This window comes from Luteibacter sp. P1_D3 (assembly GCF_056406135.1).
Map to the genome: position 1 here is coordinate 17,662 of NZ_JBFUAT010000042.1, position 16,868 is coordinate 34,529.

General features: G+C 63.5%; 17 protein-coding genes. 3 read left to right on the forward strand and 14 right to left on the reverse strand.

Annotated elements, in window-relative coordinates; translation table 11 throughout:
- Positions 1-8: 8 nt before the first annotated feature.
- From tagH to tssB, 12 genes are read right to left on the reverse strand one after another with little or no spacing between them, the layout of a single operon-like run.
- On the reverse strand, positions 9-1,394 hold the full coding sequence (tagH, locus tag AC1DYM_RS20065; RefSeq protein ID WP_477341365.1) for a type VI secretion system-associated FHA domain protein TagH: 1,386 nt from the start codon (positions 1,392-1,394) through the stop codon (positions 9-11).
- The gene (locus AC1DYM_RS20070; RefSeq protein ID WP_477341367.1) at positions 1,391-1,927 is read right to left on the reverse strand and encodes a DUF6931 family protein; all 537 of its coding nucleotides are present in this window, start codon (positions 1,925-1,927) and stop codon (positions 1,391-1,393) included. The genes tagH and AC1DYM_RS20070 overlap by 4 nt, the downstream gene beginning before the upstream one ends.
- 5 nt (positions 1,928-1,932) lie before the next feature.
- Positions 1,933-3,894, reverse strand: coding sequence for a type VI secretion system Vgr family protein (locus AC1DYM_RS20075; protein WP_477341369.1), 1,962 nt, complete (start codon positions 3,892-3,894; stop codon positions 1,933-1,935).
- The gene (locus AC1DYM_RS20080) at positions 3,891-4,505 is read right to left on the reverse strand and encodes a hypothetical protein (protein WP_477341371.1); all 615 of its coding nucleotides are present in this window, start codon (positions 4,503-4,505) and stop codon (positions 3,891-3,893) included. The genes AC1DYM_RS20075 and AC1DYM_RS20080 overlap by 4 nt, the downstream gene beginning before the upstream one ends.
- A 52-nt stretch (positions 4,506-4,557) precedes the next feature.
- Complete coding sequence (locus AC1DYM_RS20085) at positions 4,558-5,217, reverse strand: hypothetical protein (protein ID WP_477341373.1); 660 nt, start codon at positions 5,215-5,217, stop codon at positions 4,558-4,560.
- Entirely contained in the window at positions 5,210-7,915 is a 2,706-nt protein-coding gene (gene tssH, locus AC1DYM_RS20090) for a type VI secretion system ATPase TssH (RefSeq protein ID WP_477341375.1), read from the reverse strand. The genes AC1DYM_RS20085 and tssH overlap by 8 nt, the downstream gene beginning before the upstream one ends.
- On the reverse strand, positions 7,912-8,952 hold the full coding sequence (gene tssG, locus AC1DYM_RS20095; RefSeq protein WP_477341377.1) for a type VI secretion system baseplate subunit TssG: 1,041 nt from the start codon (positions 8,950-8,952) through the stop codon (positions 7,912-7,914). Before tssG ends, tssH begins: the two co-directional genes overlap by 4 nt.
- Positions 8,916-10,781 (reverse strand): type VI secretion system baseplate subunit TssF, encoded by a 1,866-nt coding sequence (tssF, locus tag AC1DYM_RS20100; RefSeq protein ID WP_477341379.1) that lies wholly within the window; start codon positions 10,779-10,781, stop codon positions 8,916-8,918. The genes tssG and tssF overlap by 37 nt, the downstream gene beginning before the upstream one ends.
- Before the next feature lie 4 nt (positions 10,782-10,785).
- Positions 10,786-11,289 (reverse strand): type VI secretion system baseplate subunit TssE, encoded by a 504-nt coding sequence (tssE, locus tag AC1DYM_RS20105; protein WP_477341381.1) that lies wholly within the window; start codon positions 11,287-11,289, stop codon positions 10,786-10,788.
- Positions 11,290-11,296: 7 nt separating this feature from the next.
- A complete protein-coding gene (locus tag AC1DYM_RS20110; protein ID WP_046967722.1) occupies positions 11,297-11,803 on the reverse strand; it encodes an Hcp family type VI secretion system effector in 507 nt (168 codons plus the stop codon).
- 38 nt (positions 11,804-11,841) lie between these two features.
- Positions 11,842-13,335 carry a type VI secretion system contractile sheath large subunit gene (tssC, locus tag AC1DYM_RS20115; protein WP_046967723.1) on the reverse strand — a complete coding sequence of 498 codons (1,494 nt, stop codon included), beginning with the start codon at positions 13,333-13,335 and terminating at the stop codon, positions 11,842-11,844.
- Positions 13,336-13,338: 3 nt separating this feature from the next.
- Positions 13,339-13,854 (reverse strand): type VI secretion system contractile sheath small subunit, encoded by a 516-nt coding sequence (gene tssB, locus AC1DYM_RS20120; RefSeq protein ID WP_477341383.1) that lies wholly within the window; start codon positions 13,852-13,854, stop codon positions 13,339-13,341.
- A gap of 259 nt (positions 13,855-14,113) precedes the next feature.
- On the opposite strand from tssB, the gene AC1DYM_RS20125 reads away from it, so the two are divergent.
- Complete coding sequence (locus AC1DYM_RS20125; RefSeq protein WP_477341385.1) at positions 14,114-14,884, forward strand: hypothetical protein; 771 nt, start codon at positions 14,114-14,116, stop codon at positions 14,882-14,884.
- A gap of 10 nt (positions 14,885-14,894) precedes the next feature.
- On the opposite strand, the gene AC1DYM_RS20130 is transcribed toward AC1DYM_RS20125, so the two are convergent.
- A complete protein-coding gene (locus tag AC1DYM_RS20130) occupies positions 14,895-15,581 on the reverse strand; it encodes a hypothetical protein (RefSeq protein ID WP_477341387.1) in 687 nt (228 codons plus the stop codon).
- Between the two features lie 26 nt (positions 15,582-15,607).
- Positions 15,608-16,027: a hypothetical protein gene (locus tag AC1DYM_RS20135; protein ID WP_477341389.1), complete on the reverse strand. Its 420-nt coding sequence runs from the start codon at positions 16,025-16,027 to the stop codon at positions 15,608-15,610.
- A gap of 144 nt (positions 16,028-16,171) precedes the next feature.
- Between AC1DYM_RS20135 and AC1DYM_RS20140 the strand changes: the two genes are divergently transcribed.
- On the forward strand, positions 16,172-16,507 hold the full coding sequence (locus AC1DYM_RS20140) for a hypothetical protein (protein ID WP_477341391.1): 336 nt from the start codon (positions 16,172-16,174) through the stop codon (positions 16,505-16,507).
- A gap of 63 nt (positions 16,508-16,570) precedes the next feature.
- Positions 16,571-16,868: hypothetical protein (locus AC1DYM_RS20145; RefSeq protein ID WP_477341393.1), on the forward strand; the 298-nt coding region annotated here is incomplete at its 3' end.

Sequence of the window (16,868 nt, forward strand, 5' to 3'; positions counted from 1 at the left end):
AGTTCCGGTCAGCGGCCGTCGCGCTTGGCGCGCGCCAGTTGGTCTTCATAGGCCCGGGCGAACTCGTCGCCGAAAAGACGGCGAAAACGTTCTTCGGGGTCGGCGGCAAGGCCGTCGAAATGGGCGCGATAGCGTTCCCACGGACCCTTCGCCGCGCCGAAGCCGAAACGCGTGCGTCGCGGTTCGCCGTCCTCGAAACGCGACGGATCGAATTGCGCGATCAGGTCCTCGAAGGCCGCACGCACACCCGCCAGCAAGGCCACCTGGTGCAACCTGATGTCGTCCATCGCATCGGTAATCGCCGCCTCGCCGGAGAGAAACGCCTCGTTGGGCGTCGCCAACACGCGGGCCAGCGCTTCACTTCCCGTGGGTGCGAATTTCAGCGGGTTGTTTTCCCGACGCTGGATCAGGGTGGCCGGCAGGCGGAAGCCGTTCTTCAACTCGGCGCGTGCACGCAGCACATCCATCACGCCTTCGAGAACGAGGGTGAAGAGCGATTCGATGTTTGCCGCGACGGGTGCCGAGGCTTGTGTCGGTGTCGGTGTCGGTGTCGGCGCGGGTGCGGCAGCAGGTGAAACGGCGGGTGCGCGTGCCGGTGGCTCGGGTGCCACCGGAGCTACGGCTGCAGGCACATGCTCGAATGAAAGTGGGGCATCGAAGGCAGCAGGCGCGGCGATCTCAGGCGTGCTCGGCAAGGTGAACAGACTACGCGTCCGATCCCAGTTTTCGGGTAGCACGGAGGCTTCATGCCGACCCACGATCGGCGCTTCGACATGCGGTGCATGAAAGTGCCCGTCCATCGGCGAGGCATGATTCCATTGCGCCGAGGGCTCGATCTCACGGATGCCCTCGTGAACAGCAGGCTGTTGGCTGCCGAGCCAGGCAAGCGGATCCAGCGATGCAGCACTGCCAGCCGCCCCAGGAATCAATGAGGTCGAGGCGTCGTGCGCCATGGACGGAAGCGACGACGATTCGGCGACCCCAGGTTCCCTGCGCTCGACGCGCAAGGTACGCAAGGTGTCTTCGCGGTCACGACGCGCCGTGGCTTCGGTAACGACCTGCGGCGGCGTCTCCACGGTGACGAGGATCTCGAAGGTATCGAGTTGTAGACGATCGCCATCATTGAGCGACACCGGCTCGCCGCCACGCAGGGGCACGCCGTTCAGGAGCATGCCATTGGTGCTCCGGTCTTCGAGGAAATAGAGGCCATTGAGGTGGCGCACAAACGCATGCTGGCGAGAGACGCCATGCGCCTGAAGCACCCAGTCACAGTGTTCGGCGCGGCCAATGCTCAGATCGTGGCCCTCGACGCGCACCGACGTGCGTTCGGATACGTCGCCGGCATGGTCGCCGAGCACCGAGAGCACGAGGCTCGGTGCGGTGGATGAGTTCATGCGGAATCCTCCGGGGGAAGCAGTGCCATCGCCGAGGCGACGAATGCGCGGCTGCGCGCATCGAAATCGGGAAAGGTGGAAGCCAGGCTCAACAAAGCGGCAGCGGCCACGACGGCCATGAGTTGGGCGGCGACAGGCGCCACCTCCCCGCCCTCGCCGTCGAGCAGGAAGCCTTCCGACCACCCCGCGCTCGCGGCAACCAGTGCGCCGGTGCCGACGTAATGGCGCTCGGCGGCGAAGGCCAGCGCACTGCGGCGACGGGTATCAATCCGCTCGCGCAGCCACGCCTCGGCGACCAGGAGGCCGTCGAGGACATCGCCTTCGGGCGCTTCGCTGCGGACACACTGGCAAAGCCACGGCACGACGTAGCCTCGCGGCATCAGGCGCAGGCCCATGCGCAATGCGCCACCGACGTCGCCATGATCGAGCAGCGCGCGCACCGCGGCCCGTTCCGTCATGCCATCGCGAAGCAACGCGACGGCCTGTGCGTCCAGACCCATCTCGCGGCCCGCCACCGTTATCGTGAGGGGCATCGTTGTCACAGCAGCAACGGCGGCATGCCCTTGAGCACGGCCGGACCCAGCGTGGAAGAGAGCATCAAGGCCGCGCCGGATGTCACGGCGATGGCGGCGGTAGCGTTGACCGTGACGGTGGCGCCCGCGGTGACCGACACGGCGGCGCCGGACGTCAGCGACGTCGCGCCGCCCGAGACCAGGTTGATGGTCGCCGCACCATTGAGTGCGAGCCGGCTGCCGGTGATCTGGATCTCGCCGGTACGCTTCATCAGGATGCGGGCCAGCCCCGTTACTAGTTCGATCTCCTCACCCGCTTCGATGCGCAGGCGGCGACCGACCTTGAGTGTGTCGTCGCGGCCGATGTCGTGGGAGCGATCGCGCTTGATGGTTTCGGTTTCGTCCCGGTCGATCGTCGAGAAATGGTCGTTCTCGGCTTCATGACGAAGATCGCGCTGGGCGTGGAAGAGCAGCTCCTCGGCGCCCTTGCGATCCTCGAAGCGGATCTCGTTAGCCTCACCCGATGCGCCAAGAAGGCTGCGACTGACCACGCCGCTACGCGTGCGATCGCCAGGCAGCGCGTGAGGTGGCATGTGTTCCTGGTTGTAGACACTGCCCAGGATCAGCGGCCGATCCGGATTGCCATCGTGAAAGCCCACGATCACTTCCTGGCCGACGCGCGGGATGAACTGCGCACCCCACCGTTTGCCCGACCAGCTCGATGCAACGCGCACGGGGCAGGACTGCTCCGACTTCGGCTTAGACGACGGATTCCAGAAGAACGTGACCTGGACGCGCCCGGCACTGTCCACCTCGATGTCTTCGTCCGTCTGTCCGTAGACCACGGCGGTCTGGACGCCAGCGATGACCGGCCATGCCGTCGTCTGGGCGGAACGAAAGGGCTGGCGGCTGCGGATCACACGGAAGTGACAGGCGAAGGGTGCTTCGTCCTGGTCCGGTTCGACGCCGCCGCCCTGGTAGTCGACCTCGACCAGGCGCGTTGTCGCAGCCACGACCAGATACTCCTGATTCGCCTCGGCGAGCGGGAAATCCTTCAAGCGGAACAAGGCGCCCGTGGTCAGCCCGACGGCATCGGTCACGCCAGAAGACGTTGCCTGGGGCACGTTCAGCGCATCCGCGCGCACCTGCGCATAGCGCTGTCCGTCCGCCAGCGCCTGGGCGTAGCCGACGGATCCATAGGGGTAGTCGTAGATTTCCAGGCCCGATACGCCATGCGCATCGGTACTGTCCGTGACCTGCTCGTTCGCCAGCAGCGAGGCACGCGGACGCTGGTAATCGTAGTCGTCCAGCCGGACGCGGGTCGGATTGACGGTGCGGCAGGTGGTCCAGTCGCTGATCGATGCCTTCATACGGTGGCCCCGCTCGGTGGGCGGCGCGTACGGGATCGTCTCGAACGTGGCTACCGTCGAGTGAGCTCCCAGGGCATCGGCCAGCACCATGGTGTGGCTTCCTGCCGCGTGCGTGAAGTAGTAATAGATGCCTTCCTGCTCCATCAGGCGGCTGATGAAGTCGAAGTAGCTTTCGCGATACTGCACGCAATACTCGCGCGGGGAATAGTTCGCCGATAGGCTGAGCCGGACATCGCCATAGCCGAACTCGGATAACACCTCGCGAACGATCTGCGGCACTGTCTTGTTCTTGTAGATGCGGCAATCCAGGGTCTGCCGCAACAGCCAGGGTTTGGGAACCACGGTGAACGTGTAGACGGCATACCGCACGTTCTCGATCTGCACGAACGCACCCTGCTCCGCTTCGGCGACGATGCCGTTGTAGTACCGGACATAGCCCTGGGGCGTCGTCACCGTCACCGTCATCGGGCTGCCGAGTAGCGCACGCAGGTCGACCGAGGCGTTCTTGCTGATCGCTTCGATACGGAAGGTGGACAGGCGCCCGAGTTCTTCGGTCGCGCTCATGTTGGCGATCAGCAGATCACTGGAAGTCGCCGTCAAGGTGATGGCGTGGCTCACGGGTCTTCCCGGTTCGGCGCATCGGCCAGCGAGCGCACCAGCGCGCAATGGGCCGTGGTATCGCCCGTGTAGGAGCCATCCGAAAAATAGCGGATATAGTCGTCGCGGCGCAGCGGACGCCAACCGGGGGCGTACGCGCCGGACGCATCGAAGTACCGTATGTGTTTTGCCGTGTGCTTGTAGGACGTGAAGAGCAAGGCGAACCGGTCGAGATTGACCGTACGACCAGCACTACCCAGGACGTTCTTGATGGCTGTTTCAACCACGGATGAGCGCGCCGCCTCCGAGGTCAGGGCCACTACGCGGCTCAGTTCCGCGGTCATGTGCTTACCACCGCCGCCGCCCGCAAGGAGCGCGCCATCGAAGTTCGTACTACCGACGGCGGTGCCCAAGGTTCCCACGTGGTTGTAATCGACGAGGTTGATCCTACCGCCGCCCAGGTCGTAAGCGATCAGCTCGAAATTCGGCGCACGGTAAAAATATCGGCGCGTCGCATTGCCCGAGGTGTACACCACCTCGGTTTCGCCCTTGCCAGCCGCGTTCTGGCGGTCGGCAAGACGAAACTCCTTGAGGAACTCGGTGTAGCGCGCGGTGCTCAGAATGATCTGCATCGGGATGCCTTGTGTGCCTGATCGGTTTGCTGCGGTGGGCGGATGTACGGCGTCAGTCGGCGATGGGGATACCGCCGGCACTTGTCAGTCGCTTGACCCAGGCGTTCCGCTTGTTGTCGTAGTCGACCCGCACGGGTGTCACGCCGTTGACCGCCGGTCGCGCTAGCGTCATGTCATCGCGTAGCTGGATCAGCCACTTTCCGACGAGCTTTGAAAGCTCTCCGCGGATGAACATGCGGACCTGCTGACACAGTGCTTCGCGAGCCGCCTCCGTCTTGGGCGCCTCCTTCCGGGAGCTTCCTTTCGCGAAGTTGTTTCGAGCCGTCACGTCCTCACCGGCATTGACCAGGTCACGCCACACGGTCATGGGGTTCTCCTTGTCGTCCCGGCCCCAAGCCCAGTCGATGACGGCCTGGCTGAAACGATTCGATTCACGACCAAACGCCATGGAGTTGCCGTCGTTGGCGATGACTTCCTGATCATCCTGGATCCAGTGCATCTCCTTGACGCGGTCGTGCGCCTGCATCTCGATGAGCGTCGCCCAGGACGTGGGAAAGTGACCGCGGAGGGCCACGGCGTCCGGGCTGTTCTCTGCACCACTGGCGGTCGCCGCGATGAAGACCTGTTCCAGGTTCAGTTCGCGCGTGAGCTTCTTAAAGCTCGTCACGACGCACCCGTCGAAGTCATTGAAGACGTGATTGCCCTTAGGCATGGGTCACGCCCTCCGCTTGCGGGACATCGAGGTCGTCGAACCGATAGACGAACGTGCCGCCCGAGGCATCAACCTGTGCGCGTTGCACCTTGTCGCCCGCCATGGTCCGCATGAGCAGTTCCCGGCTGATGTCCGGCAACATCGTGTTGGTCAGGATCGCGTCGATCATGCGACCGCCGCTCTCGCTTTCCGTGCAGCGGCTGACCACCAGGGCCGTCGCTGCCTCCGTGCACTCGAAAGGCACGCGATAGCGATCCTCGATACGCCGTTTGATCCGCGCTACCTGAAGACGGACGATCTCGCCAAGCATCTGCTGGCTGAGCGGGTAATACGGCACGGCCACGAGCCGCCCCAGCAACGCGGGCGGAAAGACATCGAGCAAGGGCGTGCGCAGGGCAGCCGCCATCGTCTCGACGTCCGGTACACGCGCCGCGTCGGCACACAGGCGCTCGATCGTCTCCGTTCCCGCGTTCGTCGTCAGGATGATGAGCGTGTTGCGGAAGTCGATACGACGCCCCTCCCCGTCCTCCATGACACCCTTGTCGAAGACCTGGAAGAAGATTTCATGCACGTCCGGATGGGCTTTCTCGACCTCGTCCAGCAGCACGACCGAGTAAGGCCGGCGACGTACCGCCTCGGTCAGCACCCCGCCCTCGCCATAGCCAACATAGCCGGGCGGTGCGCCTTTGAGCGTGGAGACGGTATGCGCCTCCTGGAACTCGCTCATGTTGATCGTGATGAGGTTGTGCTCACCGCCGTACAGCGTCTCGGCCAACGCCAACGCCGTTTCGGTCTTGCCGACACCCGAGGTGCCCGCGAGCATGAAGACGCCGATGGGTTTGTCGGGGTTGTCCAGGCCCGCGCGCGATGTCTGCACCCGCCTGGCGATCATTTCCATGGCATGGTCCTGCCCGATCACCCGCTGGCCCACCAGGGCAGCCAGGTTCATCACGGTTTCCAGTTCGCTGCGGACCATGCGGCCGACAGGAATGCCGGTCCAGTCGGCGACCACTGAAGCCACCGCTTGCTGGTCGACAGCAGGCAGGATCAACGGCGTTTCGCCCTGGCGTTCGGCAAGCGCGGCCTGCAGAATCCGCAGGTCGACGAGCATGTCCTCGCGCCCGCCGCCATCGGCGTCGTCGGATGCTGTTTCGCTAGCGTCGCGAAGCCGGGAGCGCAGGTCGAGGATGTCCTTGACCAGGTCGCCCTCCTCCGCCCAGTCCTGTTCCAGCCCGGCCAGGCGGTCCGCTTCGACGTCCAGTGCGGTCTCGACCACGCTCTTGCGCTCGAGCACATCGATGCCTATCGCGCCTTCGCGATCGATGATGGCCTGCTCGGCCTCGAGCGCCTCGATCCGCCGGCGCGCATCGGCAACGCGTGCCGGGACGGCATGGTGACTGACCGCCACCCGCGCGCACGCCGTATCGAGCAGGCTCACGCCCTTGTCCGGAAGCTGACGTGCGGGAATATAGCGATGCGACAATCGCACCGCTGCCTCGATGGCTTCATCGAGCACCTGGACCCGGTGATGGGCTTCCATCACACCCGCCACCGTGCGTAGCATCAGCAGGGCTTTTGCCTCGTCCGGCTCGCCGACCTGCACGGTCTGGAAGCGGCGGGTCAACGCGGGATCCTTCTCGATGTGCTTCTTATATTCGGCCCAAGTCGTCGCGCCGATCGTGCGCAGGGTGCCTCGTGCGAGCGCAGGCTTCAGCAGGTTGGCAGCGTCGCCCGTACCGGCTGCGCCACCGGCACCCACCAGCGTATGCGCCTCGTCGATGAACAGGATGACCGGCGTCGCCGATGCCTGGACTTCATCGACCACCTGGCGAAGGCGGCTCTCGAATTCGCCCTTCATGCTTGCGCCTGCCTGAAGGAGGCCGACATCCAGCACGCGCAATTCCACCTCACGAAGCGCAGGCGGCACATCGCCGGCGACGATGCGCTGCGCGAATCCTTCAACCACCGCGGTCTTGCCGACACCCGCTTCGCCGACGAGCATGGGATTGTTCTGCCGGCGACGCATGAGGATGTCGACGACCTGCYGAATCTCATCGTCGCGGCCGACCACGGGGTCGATCTTGCCCTCGCGCGCCTGCGCGGTGAGGTCAACGGTGTAGCGCTGCAGGCCTTCCCGCTTGCCCATCTGGGCCGGCGCTGCCGAGTCCCCGGGCGTCGCGACATCGCCCATGCGGAAGCCGTCGGACGGAGCGAGGCGCTCTTCAGGAGACCCGGCGATCATGCCCGGAAGGTCGTCGACCAGGCCCTCTGCGCGGATCTTCGCGAACTCGTTCGAGATACCGGTCAGCACATGACGCAGGCGACGCGTGCGAACGATGCCAGCGACGAGATAGCCCGTACGCACCTGGGTCTCGCCGAAGCTCAGGGTGGCGTACACCCAGGCGCGCTCAACGGCCTCCTCGATATCGGCCGAGAGATCGCTGACGGTGGTCGCACCACCCGGAAGGCGCTCCAGCGCATCAGCAAGATCGCGCGCGAGACGCGAAGGATCGATGCCCACGTGGCGAACGATACGATGCACATCGGAATCACCCAGCTGCAGGATCTGCTGTAGCCAGTGCACGAGTTCGACCTCGCGATGCCCGCGCAGGCGGCAGGCGACCGTGGCGCCTTCGATGGCTTTATAGGCAAGGGCGTTGAGCTTGCCGAACAGGGCGGTACGGCTGATGTCGGTCACGATGGCGTCCTCGATCGATGCGAAACGGAAAGGGGTTGAAGGACGAGGTCGTCGGCATCGTCAGGACCGGCGAACCGACCCATCCACGCGGACAAGCCCATCCGGGCGCCGCGCCCGAGATGCGTTAGCGGCACCTCGTCGCGCCGCAGCACCAGTTGGACGTCCCAGTCGAGCGCGTCCCCCACGTAGAAACGCACCGCGGCGAGCAGCTCGCCGAGCGCCTCGCCACCGGGAAGGAAGCGTCGGTAATCGGCAAACGCCATGGGTCCGAGCCGGATACGAAAGCGATGCTGCGCACTGCGCACGGCGGCGCCGAGCACCGCCGTCGTACCTAGTCCAGCCATGGCCGTGCCCACACGCAGGCGCCCCTCATCAGGCAGGGGCAGCCATGCCACGGCGAATTCCTCGAGCTGCACCGGCACGGCGAAGAAGACGGCAAGCAAGGCCACGAGACCTTCGGCATTCCGCGCCTGGGCAACGACGCGTCCGGCCATGTAGCGGCGGAACCGATCAGGCAAGGCATCGCGTCCGGCCAGCGACGGGCTGTCAATGCCCACGAGCGCGCCGAGGAAGTGCGCGAAGGCATCCTCCTCGGGMCGATCCATCTGCACCGTCGGCTGTGCATCGGCCCACGCCCGGTAGAAGAGACTGAGCATGCGGTGGTGGAACACGTCCGCGAAGGCGGTGAGTGTCCGGTCGCGCGAGAGCCGCTCGCGCTCCAGCGTGTATTCGGTGAGGTGAAGCGGCAAGGCGCCGTTCGGCCCCCACAGGCCCAGCATCAGGCTGTGGATACGGGGCGGCAGGTCTTCGGGGGTGTCGACGCGGTCGATGCTGCGCGATGCAAACCCCAGTGACGGCGTATGCGCGAGGCGAACGGGGTCGTCCGTCGGACGCACGGAATAACCGAGCCGCGGATGCTCCGTATAGACGCACTCGATCCGCCGCAATGCCTCGAACCAGTCGAATGACGACGGGTCGGCATGCAAGGCGTCGAGCAGCGCTACAGAATCGGGCGCGTGCCGGAACGAGCCGTCCACCGTGCCACCTCATTGCGTTCCAGGGTATGCAGCACCGTCTCGGTGAACGAATTCAGCGAGACGTACCGAGCGAAGAAGTTCTGCATCACCGAGCCGAACAGGAAGGCGCCGGTACCTTCAAAGGCCTGGTCCTCACAGGTCAGGCGAATTTCGAGGCCACGGCCATAGGTGACGGGACCTGCGATAGGAAGGCGGCGCACGATCGGCGCCGAACGCACCTCGCGCAGCCCCTCGATCAGGCGGCGCGAGGCTGCGTCGTACTCGTCGCTATAGAGCAGGAGCATCTCGCGCAGCGCCGGTGCGCCATCGTCATGTTCGAGCAGGGAGAGGTAGTTCAGCTGAAGGTGGCTGACCAGCTTCCATGCCGCCTGCCCTTCCGCCATCGCCGCGCGCGGGCGCGTCGGCCCCGCCACGCAGCGGATCGACCGCACAGGTGCATCGGTGTCGAGCATTAGGTCCGTGCTGCCCTTCCCCACTGGCATGTGCAGCGGCAGGTCCCGGTTGCTGCACAGCAGGCGCATTCCCAGCTGGCGCAGGCTGCTCGGATACGGCGCCTCGCGTCCATCGACCAGCGAAAGAAAAACCTCGCCCCCCACGTAGCTCGAACGCGGCCCGTCGCGGCGTTGTCGCTGAGATGCCACGCGCGGTTCGCGGCGCAGTGTGTAGAACGCGGACGCCGGCTGGTGCCACGTTCGCGCGTTGCCCCCATAGAACGGGAAGAAGCTCTGCTCGGGCTCCTGGCTGTCGCCGAAGCCCTGTACGTCCTCCACATCGTAGACTTCGAAGTCCATCGGTCGCGTGCGGTCGGCCAGCACGTGATATTCAGCGGCGCCATCGCGAAGGTGGATCCGATCCGAACGCCGCGGAAACAGGTTGATCGCCGGCGTGCAGAACAACCGCAGGTACGATGCATCGACCGCTTTCTCAAGGCGCGCTACGGCACGGTCCAGCCAGACCACGATATCGAAGGTCGTGACGCTGGAACGAGGCAGCAGACGGCGCAGGCCGGTGAACGCGGCAAACTGGAAACGCTGGGGACAGGCAAAGTATTCCTGCAGGAGACGGTAGCCGCTGAACGAACGATCGCTCACCGGCAGCAAGGCCTCGGCGTCCGTGAAACCGCGCGGCTCGATGCTGGCCTGCCCCGTGTGCCGGACGCTCTCACCCGCAACAACGGAAAAGCCCACGCCGTTACCGAGCACCTGCTCGTACAACAGGCTGGCAAGGTCTCCCGCACCGGCGAAGAACACCGGCAGCTCGTCGAACGAAAGCGCGTCCATCTGCACGCCGGCAGCCAGCTTGAAACGAAGGCGCAAGGCCGCACGCGGGCTGCTTCCCGGTGGAACGCCCAGTCCTGCCGCCGCGATCGCCGCAGGACTGGACAGATAGCGTGCCTCGTCCAGTGATAAAGGCAGAAGGTTCACCGGGTGGGCCGTGCGGTATTCACACGCCGTGCGCTCACCGAAGCCGATCTGGCTCCGCAGCGCCGTGCCGCGTGACACGAGATGGCCATCGCCCGGCAGGCTTTCGCCACTATCCGGCGACATCTCGACCACCGTCATCGACGGGACCGGCGCGAGATACTGGGGATACAGCATCCGCAACAAGTGCTGGGTGAAAACCGGATGCTGTGCATCCATCTTCATCTGTACACGCGCCGACAGGAAGGCAAAGCCTTCCAGCAGACGCTCCACATAGGGGTCCRCACACTCCATGCCATCCATGCCTAGGCGCCCGGCGATCTTGGGATACGCGCTGGCGAACTCCGCGCCCGTTTCACGGACGTGCTGGAGTTCCTGGTTGTAGTAGCGGAGAAGTCTGGGATCCATGGGCTCAGCCGAGGCCGTCGAAAACGCTGAAACGTGCCGTTTCCAGATCGACCTCGGTCTTCAGGTAAAGGTTGAGGGGCAAGGGCTGCGCCCACATCGTCGCTTCGATGCTGAACGACAGCGTCAGGCGGTCCATCCGCGCCGTGTCGGCCTTGACGTCCACGTGCAAGGTGGATGGATCCAGGCGCGGTTCAAAGGTCGCGATCGCAGCGCGAATCCGCTGGCGTAGCACGTCGATATCGAGGCCGGCGATCGCCGCACCGGTCAGATCCGGAATGCCGTAGTCGAGGACCGAAGCCTCGACATGCGGCAACCCGGCCAGCTCGTCCGAGGACCAGTGGCGCGTGCAATTGAACAGCCAGCCCAGGTCGCGCACGACGTACTCGCGCAGGCGCGCTGCCGTGATCACACGCTTGTCCCGGCTCTCCTGCGCGACGTGGGGTTCGTCGTCGCGCAGGCGATCCAGCAACGAGGGCTGCAGCCGCTCCTGGGTGGTCAGCTCGGCCATGCGGAGATCAGGCCGTGCCCTTCACCTGCTGCATGTCGTAGGTGAAGTCCTTGGTGCCGCCCGTTGCCTTGCCCTTGTCGTCCTGGGGCTGGAACGAGTACTTGAACTTGCCGAAATGCAGGGTGATGTTTTCCGTCAGGCGCTCGTCGCCGCCACTGCCACCGGTGGACACCGAGGTGATCATGACGCCCTCGGTCAGCTCGATGGTCACGAAGTCGGTCTGTTCGCCCGTCGCATTGGTGACGTAGAGCGTGGCGCTGTCGACACGCGCACCGGTGCAGACCGCATTGAGCAGCGCGTTCGAGCAGGAATCGACGAACTTGGTGATCGTGATGTCCTGCACGTTCGCCTTGCCGCCAGACGCGTAACCCGCGCCGGTATGCAGGTTGCCCGAGTTACTCGCGCCCCACGACCAGGCGATGATCGGTACCTGGTCCTTGTGCTTGGCATGATTGGAAGCACCCTCGATCTTTACCTGACCGGGGCCGAACTTGAGATGCATGTCGAAAGCCATGAACGCTTTTCCTCATTTGACGCGTAGTAGTGAAGGACTCAGGCGGCCTTGCCGGACGGCAGGCGTGCAACCAGGCGCAGCGACACCGTGAGGCCTTCGAGCTGGTAGTGCGGCTTGAGGTAGAACTTGGACGTGTAGTAACCCGGGTTACCTTCCACTTCCTCGACGACTACCTGCGCCGCAGCGAGCGGCTTGCGCGCCTTCGTCTCTTCGTTGGAGTTGACCGGGTCGCCATCCACGTAGTTGAGGATCCAGCGGGTGAGCCAGTCCTGCATCTGTTCGCGGGTGCTGAAGGAGCCGATCTTGTCCCGCACGATGCACTTCAGGTAATGGGCGAACCGCGAGCAGGCAAACATGTAAGGAAGGCGTGCACTCAGTGCCGCGTTGGCGGTCGCGTCGGGATCGTCGTACTCCTCCGGACGGGCCAGCGACTGGGCACCGATAAAGGCCGCCATGTCGGAGTTCTTGCGATGCACGACCGGCATCAGGCCCATCTTGTCCAGCTCGGCCGACCGACGGTCCGTGATGGCGATTTCGGTCGGGCACTTCATGTCGACGCCGCCGTCATCGGTCGGGAAGACGTGCGCCGGCAGGTTGTCTACCGTCCCACCCGATTCCACGCCGCGGATACGCGTGCACCAGCCGTACTGCTTGAAGGAGCGATTGATGTTGACGCCCATCGCGTAGGCGGCGTTCTGCCAGGTGTACTTCGTGGAATCGGCACCGCTGGTGTCTTCCTCGAAGTCGAACTCGTCGACCGGGTCCGTCTTGGCCCCGTAAGGAAGGCGCGAAAGCGTGCGGGGCATGGTCAAGGCCACGTACTTGGCGTCTTCGCTATCACGCAGTGAGCGCCATGCCGCGTAGTCGGGCGTCGAGTAGATCTTGGCCAGGTCACGCGGATTGGCGAGTTCGCTCCAGCCGTCCATACCGAGCAGACCCGGCGCGGCGGCGGCGATGAACGGCGCATGCGAGGCGGCGGCCACCTGGGCCATGCCACGCAGCAGTTCGACATCCTGCGGCCCGTGATCGAAGTAGTAGTCGCCGATCAGGCAGCCGTACGGCTCACCGCCGAGCTGGCCGTATTCTTCTTCGTACACCTTCTTGAAGATCGGGCTCTGGTCCCAGGCCGTGCCTTTGTAGCGCTTGAGCGTGCGACCGAGGTCGTTCTTGGAAAGATTGATCACGCGGATCTTCAGCTGCGGATCCGTTTCGGTGTTGGACACCAGGTGGTGCAAGCCGCGCCAGGCACCTTCCAGCTTCTGGAAGTCCGGGTGATGCAAGATCAGGTTGACCTGCTCACTGAGCTTGCGATCGATCTCGGCGATATAGGCGTTGATCGTCTGCGTGACATCGTCCGAGACAATGTCTGAGCGATCCAGCACCTGCTCGGCCAGCGTACGGACGGCCGATTCGACCTCGACACGTGCGCGCTCGCTTTTCGGGCGGAATTCCTTGGAAAGCAAGGCGGCAAAGTCGCCACCCTCGGTGGTCTGGACAAGAGCCTCGGCGGCCTGGGTCTGCGTGGTCGCCATGGCTCAGTCTTCCTTCGTATCGGTGGTGGCCGAGCGCGTCGCGGCAAGTGCCGCCAGCAGCGCGGGATCCTGGATCGCCTGCGCGATCAGCTTCTCCGCACCCGCTTTGCCGTCGAGGTAGGTGCCAAGGTTGGCCAGCTGCGTGCGCGCCTCGAGCAGCTTCGCCAGCGGCTCAACATGGCGAGCGATCGCCGCCGGTGAGAAGTCGTCGAGATGGCTGAAGCGCATCTCGATAGCGAGGTTGCCCTCACCCGTCAGTGTGTTGGGAACATTGAAGGAGACCGTCGGGCGGATCGACTCCAGGCGATCGTTGAAGTTGTCGACGTCGATCTCGAGCGCCTTGCGCTCTTCCACCGGCGGCAGGTCACCAGCACTCGCGCCGGAAAGATCCGACATGACGCCCATCACGAACGGGATGCTCACCTTCTTCTGGGCGCCGTAGAGTTCGACGTCGTATTCGATCTGGACGCGCGGGGCGCGATTACGCGCAATGAACTTCTGGCTGCTCGACTTTGCCATCGTTTTTTCCTGCGTTTGCAATAGGCATGATGAATCGCAAAGATGAAATGAGTTCACTCCATCAATGGTCGGCAAGTATCGGCCGGCATGCGTTGCGGCTGAAATCGTTGCTCGGTATACGAGTCATAAGGAGGAATGATGGGTTCCTGCGGAACTTTGGCGCCGTCCGGTCGGCCGCGCAGGTCCCCACGATGTCGATCTCCTCACTGCTCAATCGACGTATGAATGCGGCCACCTCGTCCGCCCAGGAGAAGCCTCGATGAAGACCTGTCCTCGCACCGTTGTTCCTTGCCACGTCCGGGCCATCAGCGTTGGCCGCGCAGCGGCATTTGCGGCGTCGCTCCTGCTCAGCCTCGCCACCGGGTCACTACACGCAAAGGGCAGCCCCGGCATGGCGCCGATCGACGCCTATCTGTTGGACCGGGCAACGGAAATCAGCCTGGCAAGGAGCGCCGCCCCAGCCGCCATCTCTAAAGATGCGACCGTTCTGGTGCTGACGCGTACGGGCTACGAAACAGCCGTCAAGGGAACCAACGGCTTTGTCTGCTACGTGGGGCGCGGCTTCGGCGGCGCGCCCGATTGGCCGGAGCGCTGGGACCCCAAGATCCTCGCCGCCGCCTGCGATAACCCGCCAGCGGTACCCACGATGACAGCCCTTCTGAAGCTGCGTACCGCCCTGACGCTTGCGGGTAAGAGCGATGCCGAGGTCATGGATCGCATTAAGGCTGCCCTACGGACAAAGGAGATTCCGCCGCTCGCTGCCGGTGCCATGTGCTACATGATGTCGAAAAATGCGTATCTGTCCGCAAAGGGCGAACACAACATGGCGCATGTCATGTTCTACGTGCCCACCAAGGACGGCACGACCTGGGGTGCGAACCTGCCAGGTTCACCCTTGATCGGCGGTAACTACTGGTACTTGCTTCCGGGGCATGAGGCTGACGTTGCCGCACTGCCGCCTATCTCGGTCTTTCTGGTCGGGACGAGCACGTATTCGGACGGTACTGCGGTCGCGCCGCATGCTATGTAAGGCTGGGTCGTTATCGATTCCTGTGTGCAAGGAGCCAACGACCGGCCAGGGCGCTCCATAGCGGATACATCGAGCAACCGATCAGTGTGCCAAGGGCAAGGATCATGTGGACGATACTGTTCGCCATGTCGGTCCCCGGCGGTGTCGGATCATTATCGGAAATCGGACCGTGCAAGATCGCCGGATCGACGAACAGCGCGTAGCCGATGGGAAAGAGGCTGATCAGTATCAGTCCGATTCCAGCGACGACGCCTAGTTTCCGCAGACCCGACGGGAGCCCGATGGCGTTCTGCCGGCAGACGACGATGAGCCACACCCCAAGCGCGCCTTGGGGAATCATGTAGAGCACATCCGCGATGGCGTTGACGAAGCTCAAGACCATCAGGACAACGATCAGAATGAGAAAGGTGATGGCCGCGGCCGCCGTTAAACGAGTCGATCCGGGCGAATGCTGGCGAGCGAGGGCGTCCAGCGCCAGGGCGAACGGAATCAGGCAGAGAGATTGGAGAATGATCCCGGCATCATGGCTTCTGAGCAGAAGGTGAGAGGTCTGGTGCTCAGCTCCTGAAGGTCTCAGCACAAGGAATGCGATGAGACATGCAAACGCCGCTATGCCGAAGACGCCACTGATGACGGCGAACCGACCTGCAAGGCGATTTCCTGACAGAGCACGTTCAGTGAGAGGCTGCATTGTCATTTGAGTCTCCAGCATTCCAGATAGACCTAGTCATGACTCAAGCGGAATCGCCCAAGTGGCGCGGTTCCTCCAAGCCCCAGACTGAAGTATTCGCCGCTGACCGAAGGTCCCTCGATCGGGCCTTGTAGCCAAAGATAATCGTCACATACCTGATTGCGCCCGATCGTCAGTTGATTGCTCTCGATGCGATATGAAAGCGGGTCGGACGCCGGGAAGAATTGCTTGTCCGTCGTTTTCGCTGAAACAACTCTCACGACCTTCCATTCGCCACTCATGCACGACTTCGCTGGTTTCTCTGTGAATTCGACCCTGAGATTGGCAAGGACGACGTGATCGGGATTCTCGACGGAGAGGGTCCACTGACCGGGAAGCTCGGTACTGCACACGGCGCCAGAAAGAAAAAGACTGGCTGCAATGAATGACGCTCTACGAAGTGACTTGGTCATACCGTCCTCCTGGTTCGTCCCTGTTGTTGTCACGATAATCCCGTGAGGGTGCTACGCCAATGCCCTCCCCTCGTGCCATGATCTTCTCCACCCCTTAGCGCCTTCCTATCAAGCGGCAACTAGAATCCCTCTTAGGAGCGACATATGGACGTAGGCTTGGTTGGCTTTCTTGTCGGCGCCGCCCCAGGGTTTACTTATGTCTTGGTCACGATGTTTCGTGTTCGCCAGGTACAGGGCCAAGCGCGAGAGATAGCCAGGCAGAACGGTGAGTTCCTGGATTTCGATTCTTCCGAGAATCAATCCTATGACTTCTTGCTCAGTCCGGAGAAGTTTATTAAGCCGACAGACGGTCCCGGCGTCCGCAGTGGCAAAAGTCTTCTTCTCTCGATCCGGGACACGATGTGGAAGCGCTTGTGGGTCGGCGTAGCCCTGATGTTCATCGGAATGCCGATCGGTATTTTCTCTGCCTCCTTCCTTTGAGTTCCCGCTATAGTTCCGCGGAAATGGCCACCAGGGGGTGGTCAGTAGAATCAGGAACATCACATGGAACGGATCGCTTCGCCGATGGGCGAACACGATGCTACTCGCTCGGACAAGGTTTCCGTGGATTCTGTACCGGCGGAAGACGCGCTGACCTTTGAGTCGCTGAAACGAAGTCTCTCTTCCATGCCGGACTACGACAGACCGTCAACTCGATCGCGTCGATGGTCGCGCATCGGCGTGCTCACCATGCTTCTTGCCTATCTGGCAGCGCTAATCGTGCCGAGACTGCCAATCAATAGCGTCACCCAGGCAGCCCATCTCTTGGCAGTCCTTGTCATCGAAGTGGCAGGATTGGGGG